Annotated in this window: 21 protein-coding genes; 7 read left to right on the top strand and 14 right to left on the bottom strand. The window is 58.6% G+C overall.

Annotated features, from left to right (window positions below; all coding sequences use genetic code 11):
• Nucleotides 1-18 precede the first annotated feature (18 nt).
• Nucleotides 19-648, bottom strand: a complete 630-nt coding sequence (locus tag KGB29_RS28460; RefSeq protein ID WP_154910719.1) for a LysE family translocator — start codon at nucleotides 646-648, stop codon at nucleotides 19-21.
• Between the two features lie 291 nt (nucleotides 649-939).
• Between KGB29_RS28460 and KGB29_RS28455 the strand changes: the two genes are divergently transcribed.
• Complete coding sequence (locus KGB29_RS28455) at nucleotides 940-1,194, top strand: Abi family protein (protein WP_411740520.1); 255 nt, start codon at nucleotides 940-942, stop codon at nucleotides 1,192-1,194.
• Here KGB29_RS28455 and KGB29_RS28450 read toward each other — a convergent pair.
• From KGB29_RS28450 to KGB29_RS28425, 6 genes are all read right to left on the bottom strand, one after another.
• Nucleotides 1,176-1,886 carry an SDR family NAD(P)-dependent oxidoreductase gene (locus KGB29_RS28450; protein ID WP_057712436.1) on the bottom strand — a complete coding sequence of 237 codons (711 nt, stop codon included), beginning with the start codon at nucleotides 1,884-1,886 and terminating at the stop codon, nucleotides 1,176-1,178. The two genes, KGB29_RS28455 and KGB29_RS28450, sit on opposite strands and share 19 nt — an antisense overlap.
• A gap of 44 nt (nucleotides 1,887-1,930) precedes the next feature.
• Nucleotides 1,931-2,575, bottom strand: a complete 645-nt coding sequence (locus tag KGB29_RS28445) for a DsbA family oxidoreductase (RefSeq protein WP_154910721.1) — start codon at nucleotides 2,573-2,575, stop codon at nucleotides 1,931-1,933.
• The gene (locus KGB29_RS28440; protein WP_008046542.1) at nucleotides 2,572-2,793 is read right to left on the bottom strand and encodes a tautomerase family protein; all 222 of its coding nucleotides are present in this window, start codon (nucleotides 2,791-2,793) and stop codon (nucleotides 2,572-2,574) included. The genes KGB29_RS28445 and KGB29_RS28440 overlap by 4 nt, the downstream gene beginning before the upstream one ends.
• Before the next feature lie 789 nt (nucleotides 2,794-3,582).
• Complete coding sequence (locus tag KGB29_RS28435; RefSeq protein ID WP_223473864.1) at nucleotides 3,583-4,170, bottom strand: PBECR2 nuclease fold domain-containing protein; 588 nt, start codon at nucleotides 4,168-4,170, stop codon at nucleotides 3,583-3,585.
• 178 nt (nucleotides 4,171-4,348) lie between these two features.
• Nucleotides 4,349-5,635 (bottom strand): OprD family porin, encoded by a 1,287-nt coding sequence (locus KGB29_RS28430; protein ID WP_154910722.1) that lies wholly within the window; start codon nucleotides 5,633-5,635, stop codon nucleotides 4,349-4,351.
• A 261-nt stretch (nucleotides 5,636-5,896) separates the two neighbouring features.
• Entirely contained in the window at nucleotides 5,897-6,568 is a 672-nt protein-coding gene (locus KGB29_RS28425; protein ID WP_223616504.1) for a DsbA family protein, read from the bottom strand.
• Nucleotides 6,569-6,831: 263 nt separating this feature from the next.
• Here KGB29_RS28425 and KGB29_RS28420 point away from each other — a divergent pair, with 263 nt between their 5' ends.
• Nucleotides 6,832-8,925, top strand: a complete 2,094-nt coding sequence (locus tag KGB29_RS28420) for a TonB-dependent receptor (RefSeq protein ID WP_154910724.1) — start codon at nucleotides 6,832-6,834, stop codon at nucleotides 8,923-8,925.
• A 230-nt stretch (nucleotides 8,926-9,155) separates the two neighbouring features.
• Here KGB29_RS28420 and KGB29_RS28415 read toward each other — a convergent pair whose 3' ends face one another.
• The 3 genes from KGB29_RS28415 to KGB29_RS28405 all read right to left on the bottom strand — a co-directional run bounded on the left by KGB29_RS28415 (nucleotide 9,156) and on the right by KGB29_RS28405 (nucleotide 13,926).
• Nucleotides 9,156-9,368 (bottom strand): hypothetical protein, encoded by a 213-nt coding sequence (locus KGB29_RS28415; protein WP_057712441.1) that lies wholly within the window; start codon nucleotides 9,366-9,368, stop codon nucleotides 9,156-9,158.
• A gap of 243 nt (nucleotides 9,369-9,611) precedes the next feature.
• The gene (aguA, locus tag KGB29_RS28410; protein ID WP_154910725.1) at nucleotides 9,612-10,718 is read right to left on the bottom strand and encodes an agmatine deiminase; all 1,107 of its coding nucleotides are present in this window, start codon (nucleotides 10,716-10,718) and stop codon (nucleotides 9,612-9,614) included.
• Between the two features lie 295 nt (nucleotides 10,719-11,013).
• The gene (locus KGB29_RS28405; RefSeq protein WP_154910726.1) at nucleotides 11,014-13,926 is read right to left on the bottom strand and encodes an aminotransferase; all 2,913 of its coding nucleotides are present in this window, start codon (nucleotides 13,924-13,926) and stop codon (nucleotides 11,014-11,016) included.
• A gap of 191 nt (nucleotides 13,927-14,117) precedes the next feature.
• Between KGB29_RS28405 and rfbC the strand changes: the two genes are divergently transcribed.
• From rfbC to KGB29_RS28385, 4 genes are all read left to right on the top strand, one after another.
• Nucleotides 14,118-14,663 (top strand): dTDP-4-dehydrorhamnose 3,5-epimerase, encoded by a 546-nt coding sequence (gene rfbC / locus KGB29_RS28400; protein WP_154910727.1) that lies wholly within the window; start codon nucleotides 14,118-14,120, stop codon nucleotides 14,661-14,663.
• A gap of 106 nt (nucleotides 14,664-14,769) precedes the next feature.
• Nucleotides 14,770-16,578, top strand: a complete 1,809-nt coding sequence (locus KGB29_RS28395) for an ATP-binding protein (RefSeq protein WP_150812025.1) — start codon at nucleotides 14,770-14,772, stop codon at nucleotides 16,576-16,578.
• Nucleotides 16,575-17,969 (top strand): sigma-54-dependent transcriptional regulator, encoded by a 1,395-nt coding sequence (locus KGB29_RS28390; RefSeq protein WP_150812026.1) that lies wholly within the window; start codon nucleotides 16,575-16,577, stop codon nucleotides 17,967-17,969. The genes KGB29_RS28395 and KGB29_RS28390 overlap by 4 nt, the downstream gene beginning before the upstream one ends.
• A gap of 40 nt (nucleotides 17,970-18,009) precedes the next feature.
• The gene (locus tag KGB29_RS28385; RefSeq protein WP_008003181.1) at nucleotides 18,010-18,465 is read left to right on the top strand and encodes a YiiD C-terminal domain-containing protein; all 456 of its coding nucleotides are present in this window, start codon (nucleotides 18,010-18,012) and stop codon (nucleotides 18,463-18,465) included.
• 97 nt (nucleotides 18,466-18,562) lie between these two features.
• Here KGB29_RS28385 and KGB29_RS28380 read toward each other — a convergent pair whose 3' ends face one another.
• The 3 genes from KGB29_RS28380 to nudE all read right to left on the bottom strand — a co-directional run bounded on the left by KGB29_RS28380 (nucleotide 18,563) and on the right by nudE (nucleotide 20,618).
• The gene (locus KGB29_RS28380; protein ID WP_154861241.1) at nucleotides 18,563-19,000 is read right to left on the bottom strand and encodes a hypothetical protein; all 438 of its coding nucleotides are present in this window, start codon (nucleotides 18,998-19,000) and stop codon (nucleotides 18,563-18,565) included.
• Nucleotides 19,001-19,227: 227 nt separating this feature from the next.
• A complete protein-coding gene (cysQ, locus tag KGB29_RS28375; RefSeq protein WP_154861242.1) occupies nucleotides 19,228-20,055 on the bottom strand; it encodes a 3'(2'),5'-bisphosphate nucleotidase CysQ in 828 nt (275 codons plus the stop codon).
• A complete protein-coding gene (gene nudE, locus KGB29_RS28370; RefSeq protein WP_150812028.1) occupies nucleotides 20,052-20,618 on the bottom strand; it encodes an ADP compounds hydrolase NudE in 567 nt (188 codons plus the stop codon). The genes cysQ and nudE overlap by 4 nt, the downstream gene beginning before the upstream one ends.
• Nucleotides 20,619-20,706: 88 nt before the next feature.
• Between nudE and yrfG the strand changes: the two genes are divergently transcribed.
• Nucleotides 20,707-21,369, top strand: a complete 663-nt coding sequence (gene yrfG, locus KGB29_RS28365; RefSeq protein ID WP_057712448.1) for a GMP/IMP nucleotidase — start codon at nucleotides 20,707-20,709, stop codon at nucleotides 21,367-21,369.
• 127 nt (nucleotides 21,370-21,496) lie between these two features.
• Here the strand turns inward: yrfG and lysM are convergent, their stop codons facing one another.
• The gene (gene lysM / locus KGB29_RS28360) at nucleotides 21,497-21,937 is read right to left on the bottom strand and encodes a peptidoglycan-binding protein LysM (RefSeq protein ID WP_150812029.1); all 441 of its coding nucleotides are present in this window, start codon (nucleotides 21,935-21,937) and stop codon (nucleotides 21,497-21,499) included.
• Between the last annotated feature and the right edge of the window lie 98 nt (nucleotides 21,938-22,035).

Below are 22,035 nucleotides of genomic sequence, written 5' to 3'. Positions count from 1 at the left end.
CCGATATGTCTCGCTCCTTTAAAATGGTCGATCAAGTAGAAGCAACCGTGCCGCCAGAGCTGTCATCACCGCAGCGAAGCTATAGGCACCAAGGCGTTTAGATATCATGCCTTCGCGAAAGCGCACATGCAGCTGTCCGGCGCAAAATCCGAGCAGGGAATGGAAGATCAATGCGATCAGCGCAAGCAACAAACCCAAGAACATTAATTGCGAGGTGACACTACTGGTGCCTACGGTGACGAACTGCGGTAGGAATACCATGAAGAACAACAGCGCCTTGGGGTTTAACAAACTGTTGAGCGTGGCTCGGACAAAGATCTTCTTCAGCGAGGCCTGTGTGGCTTGAGATTCAATATCCGAAGTAGAAGTCTTCAATGCCTGCCACGCCAGCAACATCAGATAACAAGCCCCGGCCCAGCGCAGCAAGTCAAACGCCGGCGCCCAACTCATCACCAACACACCGAGGCCTGCGCTAACCATGACGGTCATCAGCACATCGGCCAGGGTTATTCCCAGTGCTGCAGCGAGGCCGGCACGCCATCCATGAGCAACCGCATGGCTGCTGACGATAGCCATGTTAGGGCCAGGAACGATCAACAACAGCAAGGCGGCAACAATGAACAGGTAAAGGTTAGTGGTATCCGGCATAGAGCATAAGTCCGTGAGTGAGGAGTAATGCTAACCAGTAGTAAATAGGCAGGAGCAGATACAGTGCGGATGGATTTGGCCGCAACAGTCTGGTTCGGACAGGAAAAATAATCTGGTCGACGGCATGGTAAAGCAGATGCGGTTGGCCGCTTCTGGCTGTGGATTCAACTGGTCGACGCAACAGATTGGCTAAATCGTTCAGCGGGTGTTTCGTAGTTTAGTGTTTTTCGAGGGCGGCTATTTAGCTGCCTTGCTACTTCATTGAGTGTGGCGTACGAATGAAAAGGCCGCATAGGCAAAAGCGTCGACAAAAAAGCGATCGCTAGCAGATTCAATCTGCCCTTCGAAGTATTGGCTTCCTGGCTCCACACCCTGACCTTCATCCGAAACTGCTGCACCCACCACTCACGGTTATGGAACCGAGAGCTCTCAATTCGACCATCCTTACCAAAAAAATGGGTTATTCCAAACAAAACCCTCGTAGCAATACGAGGGCTTTGTTGTTTCAGGGGTTTGAAAAAACGCTTTCAGTGTCCCGCGCTCTGACCACCGTCCACATGCAGGATTTCGCCAGTGACGAACTTGGCGCCGTCCAGATACACGACTGCTTGCGCAATATCATCGATCTCGCCCATGTGCCCGACCGGGTGCAGATTGCCCAGTGCGGCATGGGTTTCTTCGCCGTGCATCGGGGTCTTGATGATGCCCGGGCTGACTGCGTTCACCCGGATCCCGCGCTTGGCGTATTCGATGGCCAGGGATTTGGTTGCCGCGTTGAGGCCGCCCTTGGTCAGTGAAGCCAACACCGATGGCACGCCGTCGATGGCGTGGTCCACCAGGCTGGTGGTGATGTTGACGACGTGGCCGCTGCCTTGCTTTTCCATCTCGGCGATGGCGAGTTGGGTGATGTAGAAGAAGCCATTGACGTTCACCGACAACACATTGGCGTAGTCTTCTGCGGTGTACGCGGTGAACGGCTTGGCGATGAAGATCCCGGCATTGTTGACCAGGGTATCGATGCGACCGAAACGGGAAATCGCTTCACGGATGACGCGCTGGGCGGTTTCCGGCTCGCCGATGTCACCGGCCACGGTGAGAATGTCCGGATCGGTGGACGGCTTGATCGAGCGCGAAGTGGCGACGATCCGGTAACCGAGTTCACGAAAGGCTTTGACCATACCGTCGCCGAGACCTTGGGACGCGCCGGTGATAACGATGACTTTTTTCGAAATGCTCATGATGAAGACCTCTGACAATTAAAAGTGGGGTAGAAAATCTGTAATCAGGCGTTCGCCATTTGTCTCAACATCTGTTCGTAGTACTCGACCGATTGCGAACCGGACACCAGGTGGCGACCGTTCAGCACCATGGCCGGAACCGAGTTGATGCCGTGCTGGCGGTAATACATTTCAAGCTCACGCACTTCGCTGGCGAATGCGTCGGACGCCAGCACCTCTCTCGCCCCTGTCGCATCCAGCCCCGCTTCAGTCGCCAGACGCACCAGCGTCGAGTGATCGCTCGGGTTCTGGCCTTCGCTGAAGTAGGCCCGTAGCAGCACCTTCTTCAACTCGACTTGTCGCCCTTCCTGCAACGCCCACAGCAACAAACGGTGCGCATCGAAGGTGCTGTAGAAATGCGTGCGCTTCTCCAGATCGAACTTGAAGCCGATGGCCTCGCCGCGAGCGATCTGCATGGCCTTGCCGGCAGCGACTTCGTCGGCTGTTCTCCCGTACTTGCGCATCAGGTGCTCGACCGCTTGCTCACCTTCGGCCGGCATGTCCGGGTTCAACTCGAACGGCTTGTAGGTCAGCGCAACCGAGACTTCCCCGGCCACGTTCTCAATCGCCTGCTCCAGCGCCGTCGCCCCCAGCGCGCACCAGGGGCACACCACATCGGAGATGAAATCGATGGTGACGGAGGACGTCATGACTGCCCTTCCGCCTCAGCCAGTTGCTTGCGGTACTGGGTGGTGGTGATGCCGGCGTAACCCCAGTTATCGGTGTCGACTTCTTCGATCACGATGTGGGTCAGGTCAGGGCGTTTGTTGAGGACGCGCTCCAGTGTTTCAGTGATCTCGGCAATCACCTGAGCTTTCTGCTCAGTGGTAACGCCATCTCGGGTGATGCGTACGGTTACGAAAGGCATGAGGGAAACTCCAGTGACCTTCCCGTCGGGATGATGGGAGAGGCGTTGGAGCTCAATTTATGGAGTTTGCTGGAAGGGATAAAGGTGGGAGCGGGAACTTCATTCGTTACGCGGTGTAATGAGTACAGTAGGACTCTATACCGTTTTTTCTGTCATCCAATTACTTACGTGTCGCAATTTTCCACTTTTTGCGACACGTCTTCGGGACATGTCGCTGCGGACGACACGTTCGCGATGAATCGCGAATGCATTTGTTAAGGCTTACCCCGCGCGATAGAGCTGATGCGGCTCTCATTCATATCGCGAACAAACTCCAGCAAGTCCTTCTGAAACTGATTTGTTCGATATCCCCTTCTGTTACCTCCCACAGCAACCTCGATCACCTCGTCAACCGAGTCGATATTCCTGCGAATGGTTTGAGCATCAAGCATTGCGCAAGCCCGTTTCACTGCGCACACCAGCTATCCGCATTTCCGCCGAGGAATCATTACCCCTTGTTGTTTCGATCAATTTCTCCATTTTGTAATGGTCCCCATCGTAAAAAAGTCAGATGTCGATGTGCGCGACTTCGCCGATCTGACCAACACCACCACAAGGCTACCGCTCGGGTTGACACAAACATCATCTGTGACAGAGAATTTGCCCAAGAGCGCGAAACCGACTGCCTTCAGGTGGCAATAGTCGGCGTTAGGAACCCCGTTGATGACCTGAAAATCAGCGCTCGGGTGAGACCTCTTCTCCCTTGCTTGAGGGAGCACAATATCAAGCAAGCTTCTCAAAAAAAGCAGCCTACTCAGGCTGCTTTTTTTGTTTGGATAATAGGTAACGTTGATAAACCAACCCGCCGTGTCGGTGCTTGTTCAGCGCCTTTTTGTCACAGTTCATGAAGTTCCAAAGTACATACCCACGGTCAACATGGATTACTACCAACATTTGGTACTTTGTGTGGTATGCGCCAATGAAGGCGAGACGATAGGAGTCATCGCTGTAGGAAACCCGCCAGATTTCTAATGGATTCTTCAGCGTATCTACAGCAAATTCAGTGAAACGCTCTCGGGCGTTAGGGCGTTTTTCCACTATGTGACGTAGATGCTCACGCCGAACCGTCACGGGTAAATATGGCGTTTCGATCAGCACCGTGTCAGTCCCTTCATGCAATCCAAAACCTAGCGCTACCTGCCTTAGAGCGGAGCAGACATCAACGGCCCCTGGTAGCTCTCGAACCACCTTGGTTTCCAAGAGTATTGATATGTCTCGCAGATCCGGCAAACCTAGATCCTTCCAGCTTTCCTGATCAGGAGCTTCCTTTACCCCTGGAGCTTTCATTCGGTGATCTCTCACGGTAACAACTGCTATTTCAGCCTGTTGAATCGTCACGAGAAATCAGGTGGATCCTCTTTTTCCCTCAGAGACTTCCGACAATCTTGAAGGGCATCGCCATTGCCATTGAAAGAGCCGTTTGGAAAATTCCAATTAGTCACAAAAAGCCCCGAACCAGTCGGGGCTTCTTCTTTTTTCTCAGCCTTGCATCAGACCTCGAGACCACAACCCATCATCAAAAGACGTTGATCGGGAAATCCACAAACACACGCACTTCGTTGCCGCTGACGTTGTACTCGCTCGACTTCTGCGACACGCGCAGGACCGAGCTGCGCAGTTTCACGCTGAGGTCTTTGGCCGGGCCACTTTGGACGACGTATTTGATCTGGTTGAAGATCTCGCGCTCGGTGCCGCCTTCGCTGGTGGAGGTGGTGATGTTGTCACCGCGCACATAGGCCACGTTGTAGCTCAGGCCCGGTACACCGAAGGTGCTGAAGTCCAGGCCGTAGCCCATTTGCCAGCTGCGTTCGTCTTCGGCGTTGAAGTCGGACCAGTAGGAGTTCGCCAGGTAGATGGTGTTGCCACCGTCGCCGATGCGGCCTTGATCTTTCTGGTAACCGCCGTAGGCGTAGCCCAGGTTGCTGTCGTCGGTGCTGCGCTGGTGTGCGAGGGTGAACGAGTGCGGGCCGGTGATGAAGGTGGCCGCCAGGCTCCAGATCTTGTTGTCGTCTCCAGTGATACCGTTTTCGCGGACGTAGGAATCTTCCAGCTTGGTGCGGTAGCCGTTGAAGTCCAGGGTCAGGGACTGATCCTTGTCGATCGGGAACACGTAGTTGGCGTTCACGTATTGTTTCTTCAGCACGTCTTCGACGTCGGAAGCGTAGAGCGCGGCCTTGAATTGCTCGGTGAACTGGTAGCTACCGCCCAAGACGTTGATCGACTTCAAGCCACCGCTGTCACGGCCTTCGGCGCTTTTGCGCGATTCGGCGGTGAAGCGGCCGGCGTCCAGTTGCAGCCCTTTGATCTCCTTGGAGGTGATCAGGGTGCCGGTGTAGCTTTCCGGCAGCAGGCGCGAATTGTCGTAGTTCAGTACCGGCAGGGCCGGCATCTGGTCGCCGTAGGTCATTGTGGTGCTGGACAGGCGGAATTTGATCGCCGCGCCGCCCTTGGACAGATCGTCAGCCGGCTGGCCGCTGTCGCCCTTTTTGAAGAAATCGATGCCTTGCGCGCCGCTACGGTCTTCGTTGCGCTCCAGGTTCAGAGCGTATAACCCGAAAGCGTCCACACCCACGCCCACGGTGCCTTGGGTGAAGCCGGACGAGAACGTGCCGATGGCCGCCTGGCCCCACTCGGATTTATCCGGGTTGCCGTCTTTGTAGTCACGATTGATGTAAGCATTGCGCAGCAGCACTTTGAGGCTACTGTCTTCAACAAAACCCTTGGATTCGGCCTGGTCGTTCGCCATGGCCTGTGTCGCACTCAACATCCCCAGAGCGATCAGGCTGATTCGCTTGTTCAACATTTTGTTCTTTTCCTTATTTCCGGTTGATACGCGCTGTGCCGAACGGCCGAAACGGCGCTATCGCGCTCTTTTTTCATGACGAAAACAAAAAGGCCCGCCCACGATTTCTCGCGGCGGGCCTTTTTATAATTTTTGATCGTGGCGGTTGGCCACAGGCGTTGGGCTGGATCGTAGCTGCGCCCTTAACGATGTGTCAATTTCATGAATCTTCTAAAAATAGGCGAAAACCGTCTAAGAAATTGCTTTACGCAGCAGGAATGTTCAATTGCTGCAGCCATCGAGGCCGCAGGCTGCTACGGAAATGGATGATCCCTGATCGGGCAGCGACTGACTCAGCCACTGCGCAAATGCCTGGGGTTTGCCCAGCCACGGCCCGATATCGATCAGGGTGAATTGTTCATTGTGCTCAAGCGCCAGGGTCAGAAAGCCCTGCCCGCCGACCTTGGCCAAAAGCGCCCGGCTGTTCCTGATATGGCCTTCGGTGTCGGCCGCCCTGAAGGCTCTTTCGAAGGTTTGACGGTCCAGCCCCATGCCGTGGGCCAGTTCAAACAGTACCGATTCGTCGGCGATGCGGCGCCCCTCCACGTAGTGAGCACTTTGCAAACGTCCCAACAACTCCAGCCCGCGACCTCCCATTTGCTCGGCAGCCAGCACCGCAGCGATGGGTGGCGCCGAGTCGAACACGGCGGTGTGATCACGCAGCAAACCTTCGAAATAGGCCTCACCGAACGGCTGTCCGCTGTATTCGGCAATGCGCCGATCATGGGGCATGACGTAACTGCGCAGTTGTGGCGATACCTTTTGCCGATTGGCACCCGTCATCATGCCGCCGCCGTGGGCAATCACGGGCAGCACAGCCTGGGCGGCCTGCACCAGCGGTTTGGCGCCGTAGCACCAGCCGCACAATGGGTCGTAGATGTAATGCAGGATCATGGGAAGGCTCCGACAGAAATTCAGGAAAATTCGATGTCGGCAGGTTAGTGCTCCAGCGGCTCCGGAAAAACGCCGGATTGGCTTTCAGTCTGTTGCTTGAATCGGTCGAATGGTTGCGCAAGTCCTCTGTATCAACTCAGACACAACTCGAAACAATCAAATGATATAGATTCTCAATTACATCTAACAGCAGCAAATGACAAGCATTACTATTCGCGCCCCTTGCACGCTTCAACCTGAAAATTCTACGGATGCGCTTTTCAATGCCTGCCCCTTTTCGCCTTGCGCCCTACAGCCTTGGGCTTTCTGCCTTGTTGTCTGCCGGTTTTTCCTACGCTGCACCGACTACCTTGCCTGCCACATCGATCAGCGCCGAAGCTGAAGCCGACGACCCGCGCGTAACCCAAACCAGTACAGCAACCCGGACCGCGACACCGGTGCGCTACGTGCCACAAGCCATCGACTCGATCAAAACCTCGAACGTCATGGATTACGGCACCAACGATCTGGGCACGGCGCTCAGCGGTATCCCCAACGTCAGCAGCGGCGCCGATACTCGTTTCGACAGCCTGCGCATCCGCGGTTTCGACGCCAGCAACGACTTCTATCTCGATGGCATCCGCGACGACAGCCAGTACGTTCGCGACCTGCACAACATCGAACGCATCGACGTTTTGAAAGGCCCCGCCGCTGTGCTGTATGGCCGTGGCAGCCAGGGCGGCATCGTCAACCGGGTGAGCAAGCTGCCCGAGTTCGGTCGCCGCTCGACCATTGAAGCCCAGGGCGGCAGCGAGGATTTGCGCAGCCTGTATGCCGACCTCAGCGCCGACCCTTCCGAGAACATCAGCCTGCGCCTGAACATGGGCAACATGGACGAGAACAGCTTCCGTGATGGCGTGAGTGGCAATCGCCAGTTGTTCGCGCCCTCGATGAGCTGGCAGCTGACACCCGACCTGAACTGGTTGGTGCAGTACGAATACAGCCGCTACAACCGCACGCCGGATCGTGGCATTCCCGGCGTAAACGGTCGCCCGGCAGACGTGGGGCGCGATACAGCCTACGGCAGCGAAAACGATTTCATCGACGACAAGGCGCAGTCCCTGCGCTCGAAACTCACGTATGAACTGAGCGACAACTGGCAACTGCGCCAGACACTGGGTGTTTTCAAGCTCGACAGCGATTTCGACAATACTTACTTGACCGGCTATGTCCCGGCCACCAACAAGGTTACGCGCCAGCACTGGCAGCAGGACCTGAACACCCGCAATGTCTACAACAACGTCGAGCTGGAAGGTGGTTTCGATACCTTCGGCCTGGAGCACCGCTTGCTCACTGGCATCGAAATCGGCAGCCAGCGCCGCGACCCACTGCTGTACACCGCCGCCACTTCCGGACCGGGCAGTTCACCGGTGCCGGCGCTGGACCTGAACAACCCGGACCGCAATTTGCGTCATACCGGGCGCATGGTGGTGTCGAGCAACACCCACACCGAGGTCGAGAGCCGTGCGGTGTATGTGCAGGATCAATTGCGCCTGAACGATCAATGGCAATTGCTCGCCGGCCTGCGTTACGACACGTTCGATATCGAATCGACCAACAAGGTGCGCAACATTTCCGAAGACAGTGACAGTCATAGCACCAGCCCTCGCGTTGGCGTGGTCTGGACGCCGCTGCAAAATCACTCCTTCTACGCCTCCTGGAGCAAGACGTTCTCGCCGGTCGGCGGTGGCTTGATCGGCATCACCCCGGGCGCGGCAGGTAACAGCAATGACCTGAGCCCGGAGCGGACCAGGCAGAAGGAAATCGGGGTGAAGAGCGACTGGCTCGACGATCGCCTGAGCACCACGCTGGCCATCTATGAGCTGGAGCTCTACAACCGTCGCACCAGCGACCCGAACAACCCGACCATTACCCTGCTTTCAGGGCTGCAACGCTCTCGCGGGATCGAGCTGACCGCCGCTGGCAGGATTACCGGCAACTGGTACATGCGCGGAGGCGTGGGTCTGCAGGACGCAACCATCGAAAAGGACAACAACGGCCTGGAAGGCAAGCGCATCAACAACGTGGCCAAGCACAACGGCAGCCTGTTCCTGACCTGGAAACCGGAAATGGGCTGGTACGCCGAAACCGGCTTGACTCTGGTTGGCGACCGCTATGCCGATAACCTCAACACCACCGTGTTGCCGGGTTATGGTCGCTGGGACGCCTTGGCAGGCTTCCGCCAGAAGGATTGGGATTTGCGCGCGGCGCTGAACAATATCAGCGACAAAACGTATTACGAATCGGCAACCAGTGCATTCCAGATCCAGCCGGGGACACCGCGTAGTCTGGTGGTGACGGGGACCTACAGTTTCTAAACAGCATTTATCCCGGTGTGAACCAATAACACTGGTTCACACCATTCCCTTGTGGGAGCGAGCTTGCTCGCGATAGCGGTGGGTCAGTCAATATAAATGCTGACTGGTCGGGCGCCATCGCGAGCAAGCTCGCTCCCACAGGGGATCGCGGTGATTGCATAAATCTGCGCGCAAAAAAAAACGCTGCCATCCCGGCAGCGCTTTTTTTGTTCAATCCGTTGTTGTTCTTCTTATCCTTCCATCACATCCCACAACGCATCCAGTTCCGCTTCGCTGAATAAACCAGCAGGGTAACGCTCGATCATTGTCCGGCGCGGATCAGTATCGCTGATCTGACGCATTCCATTGGACTTGAACCAGTGCGCCAGGATCTGGAGCGATTCGCTATTTACGGCCAGGGGATGCAACGCCTTGTCGCTCACTACGTTCACTTCGGCGTTCATTTCAGCGCTCTCTCCCGGTTTGTGAGCGGCTAACTTATCCAAGGTTTATGACAGAACATGGAAGTCCTCCCTCCCCCGAGTTACAACAGCGGAGATACAAGAGCTGTGCCAAGGTTTCTGAAGTGTGGCCTGGCAGATACAAAAAAGCCCGCAGGCCTGTAGGGCCGCGGGCTCCGTGCAATGCGCAAGGCTGATCGACAGCCTGAGGGATTTCGTAATCAACTCAAGCTGTTACGACCTCACTCACTCCTTGTGTGGCGCGGGTTGTTGCTGGGTAAGACAGTGAATATTGCCGCCCCCCAGTAACAGTTCGCGACCAGGCACCATTACCACTTCATGCTGTGGGAACAGGTTCTGCAAGATTTCCTTTGCCGGACCATCCTGCGGGTCGTCAAAGCTCGGCGCGATGATGCCGCCGTTGACGATCAGGAAGTTCACGTAGGAACCGGCCAGACGAACAATAGGATTACGTTCCTGCGTACCATCAACCGGATCGACACCGGCACACTCTTCCTCGGTCGCAAACAGCGGACCCGGGATCGGCATCTTGTGCACCGTGAACGGGCGCCCCTTGGCATCGGTGCTGCTTTGCAGCTCTTTCATCGCCGCCTGACAGCGCGGGTAGTTCGGGTCCTGCGGATCATCGGTCCAGGCCAGCAGCACTTCACCCGGGCGCACGTAGCAGCAGAAGTTATCCACATGGCCATCGGTTTCGTCGTTGAACAAGCCATCCGGCAGCCAGATGATCTTATCCACAGCCAGGTTTGCACTCAGGACCGCTTCGATTTCCGCTCGATTCATGTGCGGGTTGCGATTGCGGTTGAGCAGGCATTCTTCGGTGGTGATCAGGGTGCCTTCGCCGTCGACGTGAATCGAACCGCCTTCCAGCACGAAGCCTTCGGTGCGATAGCGGGGGCTGCGCTCGATCTCGAGGATCTTGCCACCAACCTGCGAGTCACGGTTCCACGGCGAATACAGGCCGCCGTCAAAACCGCCCCAGGCATTGAAGTCCCAGTTCACGCCACGGACTTCGCCACTGTTGTTGATGACGAAGGTAGGACCGGAGTCGCGAACCCAGGCGTCGTCGCTGGACATTTCCACCACACGAATATTCGGTACGTCCAGACGGGCACGGGCGTTTTCGTACTGGCCGGCGGAAACCGCCACGGTCACCGGTTCGAAACGGGCGATGGCCTTGGCCACTGCCACGTGAGCGGCTTGTGCCGGTTTGCCACCCAGGCGCCAGTTGTCCGGGCGCTCGGGCCAGATCATCCAGGTCTGGGTTTGCGGTGCCCATTCGGCTGGCATATAGAAGCCGTCGGCGCGAGGGGTGCTGTTCAACGTGGTCATGGCTCAGGACTCCGGAGTGACATTGATACCTGACAGAAATGGAAGCGTATGTGTAAACGCCGTGGGCTGTGGCGACTTTATATCCGATAAATATCGGCTTTTAAAGCACCTTACATCCACCGTTACAAAAACAATCGATTAAAAGCCGATATCAATCGAATTAACACCACACCCCATGTGGGAGCGGGCTTGCTCGCGAAGACGGTGTATCAGTCGAGTTCAATACTGCATGACACACCGCTTTCGCGAGCAAGCCCGCTCCCACATTGGCCCGCATTTACAGGGGGGGATGTGTTTACAGCCCTTCTGCGAGCACCTTCGACAGCATGTCCACGAAGAAATCCACACTCTGGCGCGAAGTGACCATCGGCGGCTTGATCTTGAGGATGTTCAGGTAATCGCCGGTCGGTTGCATGAAGATCCCCAGCTCACGCAAGCGATCGCACAGTGCGGTGGTTTCTTCGGTGGCCGGCTCCAGGGTTTCACGGTTGCGGATCAACTCGACGCCCAGGTAGAAACCGGAACCGTGCACCGCGCCCACTAACGGATGAATATCGATCAACGCTTCGAGTCGCTCCTTGAAGTGTCCGCCAACGACCTGGGCGTTCTCCCAGAGTTTTTCCTCTTGCATCACATCCAGCACGGCCATGCCGACCTGGCAACTGACCGGGCTGCCGCCGGCGGAAGAGAAGAAATAACCCTCGGCCTCCAGCGCCTCGGCGATTTCCCGGCGGGTGATGACCGCGCCCAGTGGCTGGCCGTTGCCCATGCCCTTGGCCATGGTGATGATGTCCGGCACGACGCCCTGCTCTTCGAAGCCCCAGAAGAAATCGCCCATGCGCCCGTAGCCGACCTGCACTTCATCGGCGATGCACACACCGCCCCTGGCCCGGACCATGGCATAGACTTGTTTCAAATAACCTGGTGGCAGCGAGATACCGCCGGCATTGCCGTACACCGGTTCGCAGATGAAACCGGCCAGTTGGCGTTTCTGCTCGGCGATTTTCGCCAGGTTGTGTTCGACGCTGCGTACATAATCCGGCGCACTGTCTGGGCCACGGAACTCACCGCGATAGGTGTTTGGCGCGGTCACCGGGTGCACCCAGTCCGGGCGGCTGCTCAAGGCCTTGGGGTTGTCAGCGATCGAGGTCGACACCGAATCCGCGCCCACCGTCCAGCCGTGATAGGCCTCCAGCACACTGAGCATGTCGCGACCGCCGCTGTAGGCCCACGCCAGGCGAATCGCCAGGTCGTTGGCCTCGCTGCCGCTGTTGACCAGGAACACGCGGTCCATGCCGTCAGGGGACAGCTTCAGCAAACGTTCGGAGAACTCGGCCACGGCTGCGTAGTTGAAGCGCGAGTTGGTGTTGAGCAACGACCACTGGCGGCTGGCGACTGCCGCCATGCGTGGATGGCCGTGGCCCAATACCGCTACGTTGTTGAGCATGTCGAGGTAGGAGCGACCCTGCATGTCGATCAAATGGTTGCGCCAGCCGCGTTCGATGCGCGGTGGATCAACGTAATAGTGTTTTTGTGTGCGGGCGAAGCTGGCATCGCGCCGGGCCAGCAAGGTCACTCCGTCGAGCTCGGCTTCGGCATCACAGGCCAGCCCCAGCAGCGCCGCAGGTGACGGGCACAACGCCTGCCAGGCGGCGGCGCGCGATGGCGTGCAGAACAACGGCGCATCGATCGACGCGCCACGGCACAACTGCACGATCAATGGCCCGCTGACAGAACCCAGCACCTGGCCTTTGACCAGGGCCGCGCCGCTGTGCAGCGACGGCGTGACACCCCAAAGCCGCACACTCAGTTGCGGGCCATCCAGTTGCAGCACGCCCGCCGATGGCTGGTGCACAACCCCGGCAAACGGCGCTTCGACCGCCGTGCCCTGAGGCACTCGCAACTCGACGTGCAGCGGGCAGGTGTCCGGTTCAGCGGCGCTGTCCGGACGGGTGTGGGACAGGCGGTATTGCCCGTAACGACTGGCCGCCAGGCCATGTGCCGCGGCCGCTTCATCCAGCAGACGCTGATCGACACCCTCCTGCTCCCAGTTACCGGCCTCGAAATGCGGGCTGAGCACACCGAGGTCGATCAAGGCGAACTCACGTCCCACCAGGCTCGGTAACAGCGGCGCGAAGCCTTCGCTGCCGATGGTGGGCAGGTTCTGGCCGACGGCGGTGAGGATCGCTGCTTCCATCAGCGCCAACGGCACCGACGTGGCCACACGGAAGATCTCCCATTCGTGGACCAGGTTGTCGCGGCTGTAGACATTGCCCGGATCGATGCTGACCTGTTGTTCGCCGCTGAGCACCAACACCGCCGCGCGGGCGATGATCAGCGGCCACAACGCCAGCAGCTCTTCGTGTTGCAACGGGTTGACCGCGTGATACGCCTGGATTGCCGGCAAAATGCAGAACGGATCGCCCTCGCCATGATGCAGCAGCGCGGCACAGGTCACCGACAGATCGGTAATGCGCCAAGTGCGCACCAGGTCGCCGAAATCGATCACGCCTTGCAGTTGCCAATGGCGCTGCGCATCGCGCTGCCACACCACGTTGTCGTCGGTAATGTCCATGTGAATGGCCTGCACCGGCAGTTTGTCCTGCAGTGGCTGCAAATGCCGCTCGGCTTGCCCGGACGCTTCGACGATCAGTTTGCGCTGGGCTTCATCCTTGATCACTGGCAGCAAATGCGCGATCAGGGCGTGGGCATGGCGGGCGTCCCATTGCAGGGTTCGCACCAGCCCCGGATGGTCGAAATCCGCCAGGGCCAGGTCCATTTCACCGCACAGGCGGCCGAAGCCTGACACCACCGTCGGGTTGAAATGGCCCAGGCTCGTCAGTGGCTGGCCTTCGATGTAGTCGAGCAAGCGAACGTGCACCGCCTGGCCACCCACGTCCAGCGACAGCAGGTCTGCACCGTTTTTCGCCGCGATAACACGCGGCACATTTACATCGGGGTGCTCGCCCAGATGCTTGAGCCCGGCGTGTTGCGCCTGAAGCTCCAGTACCGAGTAGTCGCCACGGCAGATTTTCAGGACGAAACGTCCCCGCTCGCTGTCGACGCGGTAGTTCAGGTCTTGCTGGCTGCCAAGGGCCTGCAACCTGCCGCTGAACCCGTAATGTTCTTCCAGCAGCCCTAGCGCTTGCTCCGCAGACACCTGCGGGCTGGGCAAACTGGCGCGATGAATCAACGTGGCGAGCGGCATACAACAACCCCTGAAATTTTATTAGGCGCCTATATCGCCACTGGTTCGGGCGATACGCAACCCCCCCGGAACCGGCAATGGTCATTTGCCGGGGCTGGAACAGGCCGGTAGATTTTAACTTGAGTACTCGCCCCGGTCGGCGCTTTGCGCAAGAATGGCGGCCATTCAACGCACACTGCTGGAGAGCCACCATGAATGTAGTGACCACCGACCTGCCCGGTGTTCTGATCCTTGAACCCAAGGTCTTTGGCGACGAACGTGGTTTCTTCTATGAGAGCTTCAACGCCAAGGCTTTCGAAGAAGCTACCGGCCTGAATCCTCAGTTTGTTCAGGACAACCATTCCCGCTCGCAAAAAGGCGTGTTGCGTGGTTTGCATTACCAACTGAGGAACACACAAGGCAAACTGGTTCGTGTCACAGCCGGTGAAGTGCTCGACGTTGCCGTGGACATCCGCCGCAGTTCGCCACATTTCGGCAAATCGGTGGCGGTGGTCCTGTCCGCCGACAACCATCGCCAGATCTGGATACCGGAAGGCTTTGCCCACGGTTTCGTGGTGCTGAGCGATTTCGCCGAGTTCCTCTACAAAACCACCGATTACTACACCCCGTCCGCCGAGCGCAGCATTCGCTGGGACGACCCGGACCTGGCTATCGATTGGCAACTGGAAGGCACGCCGCAGCTGTCGGCAAAGGACCAGGCCGCTGCATTCCTCAAGGATGCCGAAGTCTTCGCCTGAAAACCCGGCGCAAGATTCAGCGCAAAAACGCACCTGCCCTACAGTGCGCAGACTGCGCCCGCAAGCCTAGGCATAATGCGCCTGTACCCACAGGCGCATGCTGCTCATGAAACCGACTCTCCCTCCCAGACCCCGTTGGCGCAGCCTGGCCCTGCTGGCACTGTGCCTGGCGCCGTTGTTGTGGCCGCTGGAACATCTCGCCGAGCGTTACTACCGCAGCGAGCTGGCCAGTCAGAATCGTCAGACCCTCGACCTCTACGTCGCCAACCTGCTGGGTACCCTGCATCGCTATGAAGTGTTGCCGCAGATCCTCGGCGACCTGCCGGCCCTGCGCGCCGTGATCGGCGCACCGGACGATGGCGTCACCCAAGGCAACGCCAACCGCCTGCTGAAAAACATCGCCGCCCAGACCGGTGCCGAAGTCATGTACCTGATGGACACCACCGGCAAGACCCTGGCCGCCTCCAACTGGGACAAACACGACAGTTTCGTCGGGCGCAATTTTTCCTTCCGGCCGTATTTCAGCGAAGCCATGGCCGGGCGGCTCGGGCGCTTTTTCGGCCTGGGCACGACCTCGGCCAAGCGCGGTTACTTCTTCGCCGCTGGCGTGCGCGACGGTGAAAAAATCGTTGGTGTGCTGGTGGTCAAGGTCGACCTCGACCACACCGAAAGCCTGTGGGGCAAAACCCCGGAACAATTGCTGCTGACCGACCACAACGGCGTCGTCATTCTCACCTCGCGACCGGAGTGGCGATTCCGCTCGACCCGCCCGTTGAGCGAGGGCGAAAGCAAGGCCATCACTGCGATCCAGCCCTATCCAACCCGCGATCCAAAACCGCTGAAGCTCAACCCGGACGCCTGGCTGACCCAGACCCGGCAGATCGCCGAAACCGGCTGGGACGTCAGCATCCTCGCCCCGCGCACCTTGATCGACCGCCCGGTACGTACGGTGGTGGCCATCGGTGGCGCAGCGCTGCTGGTGTTGATGCTGCTGCTTGGCCTGATGATGCAGCGCCGCCGCCATTACCTCGAGCGCATTGCTTTCGAAGCCAAGGCCCGCCGCGAACTGGAAGGCCGGGTTGCCGAGCGCACCAGCGATCTCGAAGGCCTGAACCGGCGCCTGAAACAGGAAGTGCTGGAACGCGAACAGGCCCAGCAGGAGCTGGTACGCGCCCAGGATGATCTGGTGCAGGCCGGCAAATTGTCGGCACTGGGCACCATGTCGGCGAGCATCAGCCACGAACTCAATCAGCCGCTGGCAGCGATTCGCAGCTACGCGGAAAACGCCGAAGTATTGCTCGATCACCAACGCACCGACGATGCCCGTGGCAACCTCAAGCTGATCAGCGAATTGACCGGTCGCATGGCCTCGATCATCGCCCACCTGCGCGCCTTTGCCCGGCGCGACCGGCATGCCCCGGAAAGCGTCGCCCTGCAACCGGCGCTGGACGATGCCCTGGCCTTGCTGGCCAAGCGTCGACGCAGCATGGAAGTCGAGCTGATCCGCGACTTGCCCGCCGCCACCTTGTGGGTCGAAGCCGGGGAAACCCGCCTGCGCCAGGTACTCGGCAATCTGCTGGCCAACGCCCTGGATGCCCTGACGGAAAAAGGCCCGCCACGTAAACTCTGGCTCAGTGCCCAATCCACGGCCGATGGCGTCAACCTGTACATTCGCGACAACGGCCCCGGCTTTTGCATGGAAGCCCTCGGGCGCGCCAGCGAGCCGTTCTACACCACCAAGACCCGCACCCAGGGCCTCGGTTTGGGGCTGGCGATTTGCGAAACCCTGATGCGCGCCTTCGGCGGTGAACTGTCGTTCGCCAACCACAAGGAAGGCGGCGCCCTGATTACCCTGAAGCTGCGCGCAGGCGCACCGGGCGTGAGCCTGCAACCGTCCGAGGACCGAAGTGCATGACCATCGACAACCGCATTCAGGTCGTGTTGATCGACGACGACCCTCATTTGCGCCAGGCCTTGAGCCAGACGCTGGATCTGGCCGGCCTGAAAATCCTGCCGCTGGCCGAAGCCAAGGGCCTGGCCGCGCAACTTGAACGTGATTGGCCAGGGGTGGTGGTCAGTGACATTCGCATGCCCGGCATGGACGGTCTTGAGCTGTTGACCGAACTGCACGCCCAGGACCCTGAGCTACCGGTGCTGTTGATCACCGGCCACGGCGACGTGCCACTGGCGGTGCAGGCCATGCGCGCCGGGGCCTATGACTTTCTGGAGAAACCTTTCGCCAGCGACGCCCTGCTCGATAGCGTGCGCCGCGCATTGGCCCTGCGCCGGCTGGTGCTGGACAACCGCAGCCTGCGGCTGGCCTTGAGCGACCGCAACGAGCTGAGCACACGGCTGGTTGGCCACTCACCTTCAATGTTGCGACTGCGCGAGCAGATCGGCGCCCTGGCCGCGACCAAGGCCGATGTGCTGATCCTCGGCGAAACCGGCGCAGGCAAAGAAGTCGTGGCCCGGGCGCTGCACGATTTATCCAGCCGTCGCAACGGTCCGTTCGTGGCGATCAACGCCGGTGCACTGGCCGAATCAGTGGTCGAAAGCGAGTTGTTCGGCCACGAGCCCGGCGCCTTCACCGGCGCGCAGAAACGCCGCATCGGCAAGTTCGAATTCGCCAATGGCGGCACGCTGTTCCTCGATGAAATCGAAAGCATGAGCCTGGATGTGCAGGTCAAATTGCTGCGCTTGCTGCAAGAGCGGGTGGTCGAACGCCTGGGCGGCAATCAACTGATCCCGCTGGACATCCGCATCATCGCCGCCACCAAGGAAGACCTGCGCCAGGCAGCGGATCAAGGGCGTTTCCGTGCCGACCTGTATTACCGCCTGAACGTTGCGCCGCTGCGGATTCCACCGCTGCGCGAACGGGGCGAAGATGCGCTGATGCTGTTCCAGTATTTTGCCGATGAAGCCAGTGCCCGCCACGGCTTGCCGCCCCATGAACTGCAACCGGGGCAACGTGCCTTGCTGCTGCGCCACACCTGGCCCGGCAACGTGCGCGAGCTGCAAAATGCGGCCGAACGTTTTGCCCTCGGGCTGGAACTGGCCCTCGACAACAGCGCGCCGGAAGGCAGCGCTGGCAACAGGGTCGAAGTCGTCAACGGCGGTTTGAGCGAGCAAGTGGAGAACTTCGAAAAAACACTCATCGCCGCCGAACTGGCACGTTCGCACAGCTCCGTGCGCAGCGTCGCCGAAGCCCTCGGCATTCCGCGCAAGACCCTGCACGACAAACTGCGCAAGCACGGTCTGAGTTTCGCCGACAGTGGCGCCTCGGCCCACCCTGACGATCTCGACTGAGCTACCGTCCAATCATCCACTTCAAGCGAGAGGCCCCTGAATGAGCCGCGACAGTCGACAACTGGAATCAGTCCTCCATCACGACATTCCCCTCACCCGGGACATGGGCCTCAAGGTGCTCGACTGGCATGACCAGCAACTGCGCCTGCACTTGCCGCTGGAAGCCAACGTCAACCACAAGAGCACCATGTTCGGCGGCAGCCTGTATTGCGGCGCGGTCCTGGCCGGTTGGGGCTGGCTGCATTTGCGCCTTAAAGAAGAAGGCATTACCGACGGGCACATCGTGATTCAGGAAGGGCAGATCAGCTATCCGCTGCCGGTGACGGGGGATGCCAACGCCATTTGCCAGGCGCCGGACCCGGTGATCTGGAAGAAATTCCTGACCACCTTCCAGCGATACAGCCGAGCTCGGTTGACGCTGCATACACGGGTCGTCAACGAAGGCCGTGATGAGGATGCGGTGAGGTTTGTCGGGCAGTATGTATTGCACCGCTGATGCAGGATGACAGAGGGTAATGCATAGCGCAGTTTTATACGATCCACCGAGGACTCGGACCGCGTGCAGACGTATATTATAAAGTTATGCGATTAGATCAGTTTGTTGCCGGAAGCTTGTTGTATGTAACAACCACGTCTGCAATGCCTTCGGAAGCAGGTTGATGGTTCTGCTTATTCTCACCAGGGTTGCAAGTCACCGTTTTGTACCCGACAAGGTCAATCGTTACGCTAAAACCAATAAATTCCTTATTGATCCTGCAAGTATTTTGATTACTTAGCGCCCCGACTGGTTTTGGCCAATGAGAAATCGTTTCCATACCAATTATTTTGTTTTCGGCTTCTGGCGAAATATTGATATTAATAACCTCTTGGGCTGAAGTTAATACCATATCCGGATCGCCATACTTTATTACCCCGCTAGTAGTTTTTAACGTTAATCCTGGGGGAGGGGACTTGATGGTCACAGTACCGGCCAAAGCCATCCCTGTGAAAAATGAAAGACCAAAAAACAACATCACATGCTTTATATTCATGTAGTAATCACTCTGGCTGGCTGATCGATTAAAAGCACTCTAGAAATAAATTCTGCGCGACAACACTCGAGCGGCCATTTAAACAGCGAGCCGCTTTTCACCCTTGCGCCGAATATCCAAAGTTACAAGCTGAATGTTAGCACCCGATCAGCCAATTGAAACCTGTCAAACATGACAGTGTATAAAAGCACAGCTGTCGAACCAAGTCTCAGCCTGCAATCAACGTTTCAGATTAAACTCAACGCCAGTAACTTTTCTCGCCATGACGCACCTGCTGGAAGCGCCACGAAAAAGTTATTCAGCAAAGACTCCCGCGCCGGATAGCTGAATGGCTCACCACTCAACTCCAGCACCTCACCGCCCGCACCTTCCAACACACCTTGCGCCGCCGCCGTGTCCCACTGGGAAGTCGGTGCCAGGCGCGGATAACAATCCGCCGCCCCTTCGGCCAGCAGGCAAAACTTCAACGAGCTGCCGATATTGGTCAGTTGCAGCTCGCCAAGGCTGGCGCTCAGTCCGGCCAGCAAACGCTCCTGCTCCGGGCTCGAATGACGACGGCTGGCCACCACGGTGAACGACTCGCCGGGCGCTAGCGCATCACGCACCTTGATCGCCACGGGCGTGCCACCTTTATCGCCACGCCAGGCGCCGAGTCCCGCACCACCGACGTAAAAACGCCCGTTGGTCGGCATCGACACCACACCGAACACCACCCGACCGTTTTCGATCAAGGCGATGTTGACGGTGAACTCTTCGCTGCCGCTGATGAACTCCTTGGTGCCATCCAGCGGATCGACCAGCCACCAGCGCTGCCATCCGGCCCGCACGTCTTGGGGAATGTTGGCGTCTTCCTCGGAAAGCACCGGGATGCTCGGATCAAGCGCCGTCAACCCGGCCAGAATCAAGTGGTGCGCAGCCAGGTCGGCAGCGGTCACCGGCGAGTCATCAGCCTTCGCCGTGACGGCCGTGCCTGTGCGCCAGAACGGCAGGATCGCCTCACCGGCCTGCAAGGCCAGCTCAATGACCGGCGCCATCAACGGATGCGGGAAATTCATGGCTGGAACGCTCCGCGCTGAGTCAACAGGTCTCGGGCCAGGTACAGCGCCGCCAAGGCGCGGCCTTCGGTAAATTGCGGGTTTTGCGCCAGCGCCGAGAGCTCACGCAGATTGACCCTGTCCACCCGCATCGGCTCTGGCTCGTCGCCTTCCAGATGCTCTTCGTAGAGGTCGGTAGCCAGCACTACTTGAATCTTCTGGCTCATGTAGCCGGGGGACAGCGACAACTCGGTCAGGTGCTCCAGTTGCCGCGCGCCAAAACCTGCCTCTTCCTTGAGCTCGCGCTCGGCCGCCGCCAGCACGTCTTCGCCCGGCTCGATCAAACCCTTGGGCAATGACATTTCATATTCATCCGTGCCGCCGCAATACTCCTCGACCAGCACCGCATGCTCGGCATCGAGCATCGCCACGATCATCACCGCGCCGTACCCGGCACCCTTGCCGACCAGGCGTTCATACGTGCGCTCCACGCCATTGGAAAAGCGCAGCTTCAGCTCTTCCACGCAGAACAATCGACTGGTGGCGACAATTTCGCGGGCGAGTATGGTGGGTTTCTGGCGCATGCAAAGCTCCTTGGCGTGAACGCGCTACTATAACGCGGCTTTCCCGATTGTTTACGCCAGAAATCTTTCTACTGCCCGAGACGTTGCCATGCCTTCATTACCCTGGTCCGACATTGATACCGTACTGCTGGACATGGACGGCACGCTGCTGGACCTGCATTTCGACAACCACTTCTGGATGGAGCACCTGCCCCAGCGTTACGCCGAACTGCACGGAGTCAGCCGGGCCATGGCCGAGATGGAATTGCAGCCGTTGTTCGAGCGCAATGCCGGCCAGTTGCAGTGGTACTGCCTGGACTTCTGGAGCGCCGAACTGAAACTGTCGGTGCGCGACCTGAAACTGGAAACCGCGCATCTGATAGCCCTGCGCCCGGATGCCGACACCTTTCTGTCGGCGATCAAACGGGCCGGCAAGCGCGTGGTGCTGATCACCAATGCCCATCGGGATGCGCTGTCATTGAAGCTGGAAAAAATCGAACTGGCGCCCTACTTCGAGCGTTTGATCAGCTCCCATGACTACGGCTTTCCCAAGGAAAATCCGCAGTTCTGGGATGCGCTGCAAGCCGATATCGATTTCGATCCGGCGCGCAGCCTGTTCATTGACGACACCTTGCCGATCCTGCGCAGTGCACGGGACTTTGGCGTGGCGCATTTGCTGGCAGTGCGAGAGCCGGATAGCCGCAAGGGACCGAAGGATACGGCGGAGTTCGCGGCGGTTGGGGATTATCGGGATTTGATTGCAGGGCTCTAGACCGAGTTGCCTGCTATCGCGAGCAAGCTCGCTCCCACAGGATCTGCGTCGTTCGCAACCTTCGTGATCGACTCAGATCCTGTGGGAGCGTGGCTTGCCCGCGATGGCCATCACGCGGTTTGACGACTTACTCAGGAATCCGCAATGACTGCCCCGGATAGATCTTGTCCGGGTGCGTCAGCATCGGTTTGTTGGCTTCGAAAATCTTGTTGTACTTGTTGGCGTCGCCGTACACGCGCTTGGAAATCGCGCTGAGGGTGTCGCCCTTCACCACGGTGACAAACACGGCCGCCTTCACCACCGGTCCGGTCACGGTGATCTGATCATCCACGCTGCCCACCCCGGCGATGTTGCCCACCGCCAGCAGGATCTTTTCCTTCTCTTCCTGACTCGCCACTTCACCGGTCACCGTGACCTTGTCGCCATCGACCGTCGCCTGCACATTCGGGTTGCCCAGGCCGACCTTGCTGATGTGCTCCTTCAACTGCTCACTGGCGTTGGCGTTACCTGGCGTCAGCAAATCCAGCAATTTTTCGCCTGCTTCCTTCACAAAGCTCAAAAGACTCATGGTGCACTCTCCTTGGGTTTCGGGTTCCAGACATCAGAGCCTAGACCACGGTCGTCACCTACGAATCCAACCCGACCAATGACCCCGCTTGCGATAGA

The sequence above is a fragment of the Pseudomonas sp. BF-B-30 genome, assembly GCF_019956305.1.
Classification (GTDB): Bacteria; Pseudomonadota; Gammaproteobacteria; order Pseudomonadales; family Pseudomonadaceae; genus Aquipseudomonas; species Aquipseudomonas jessenii.
This window is presented reverse-complemented; position numbering and strand designations above follow the sequence as displayed.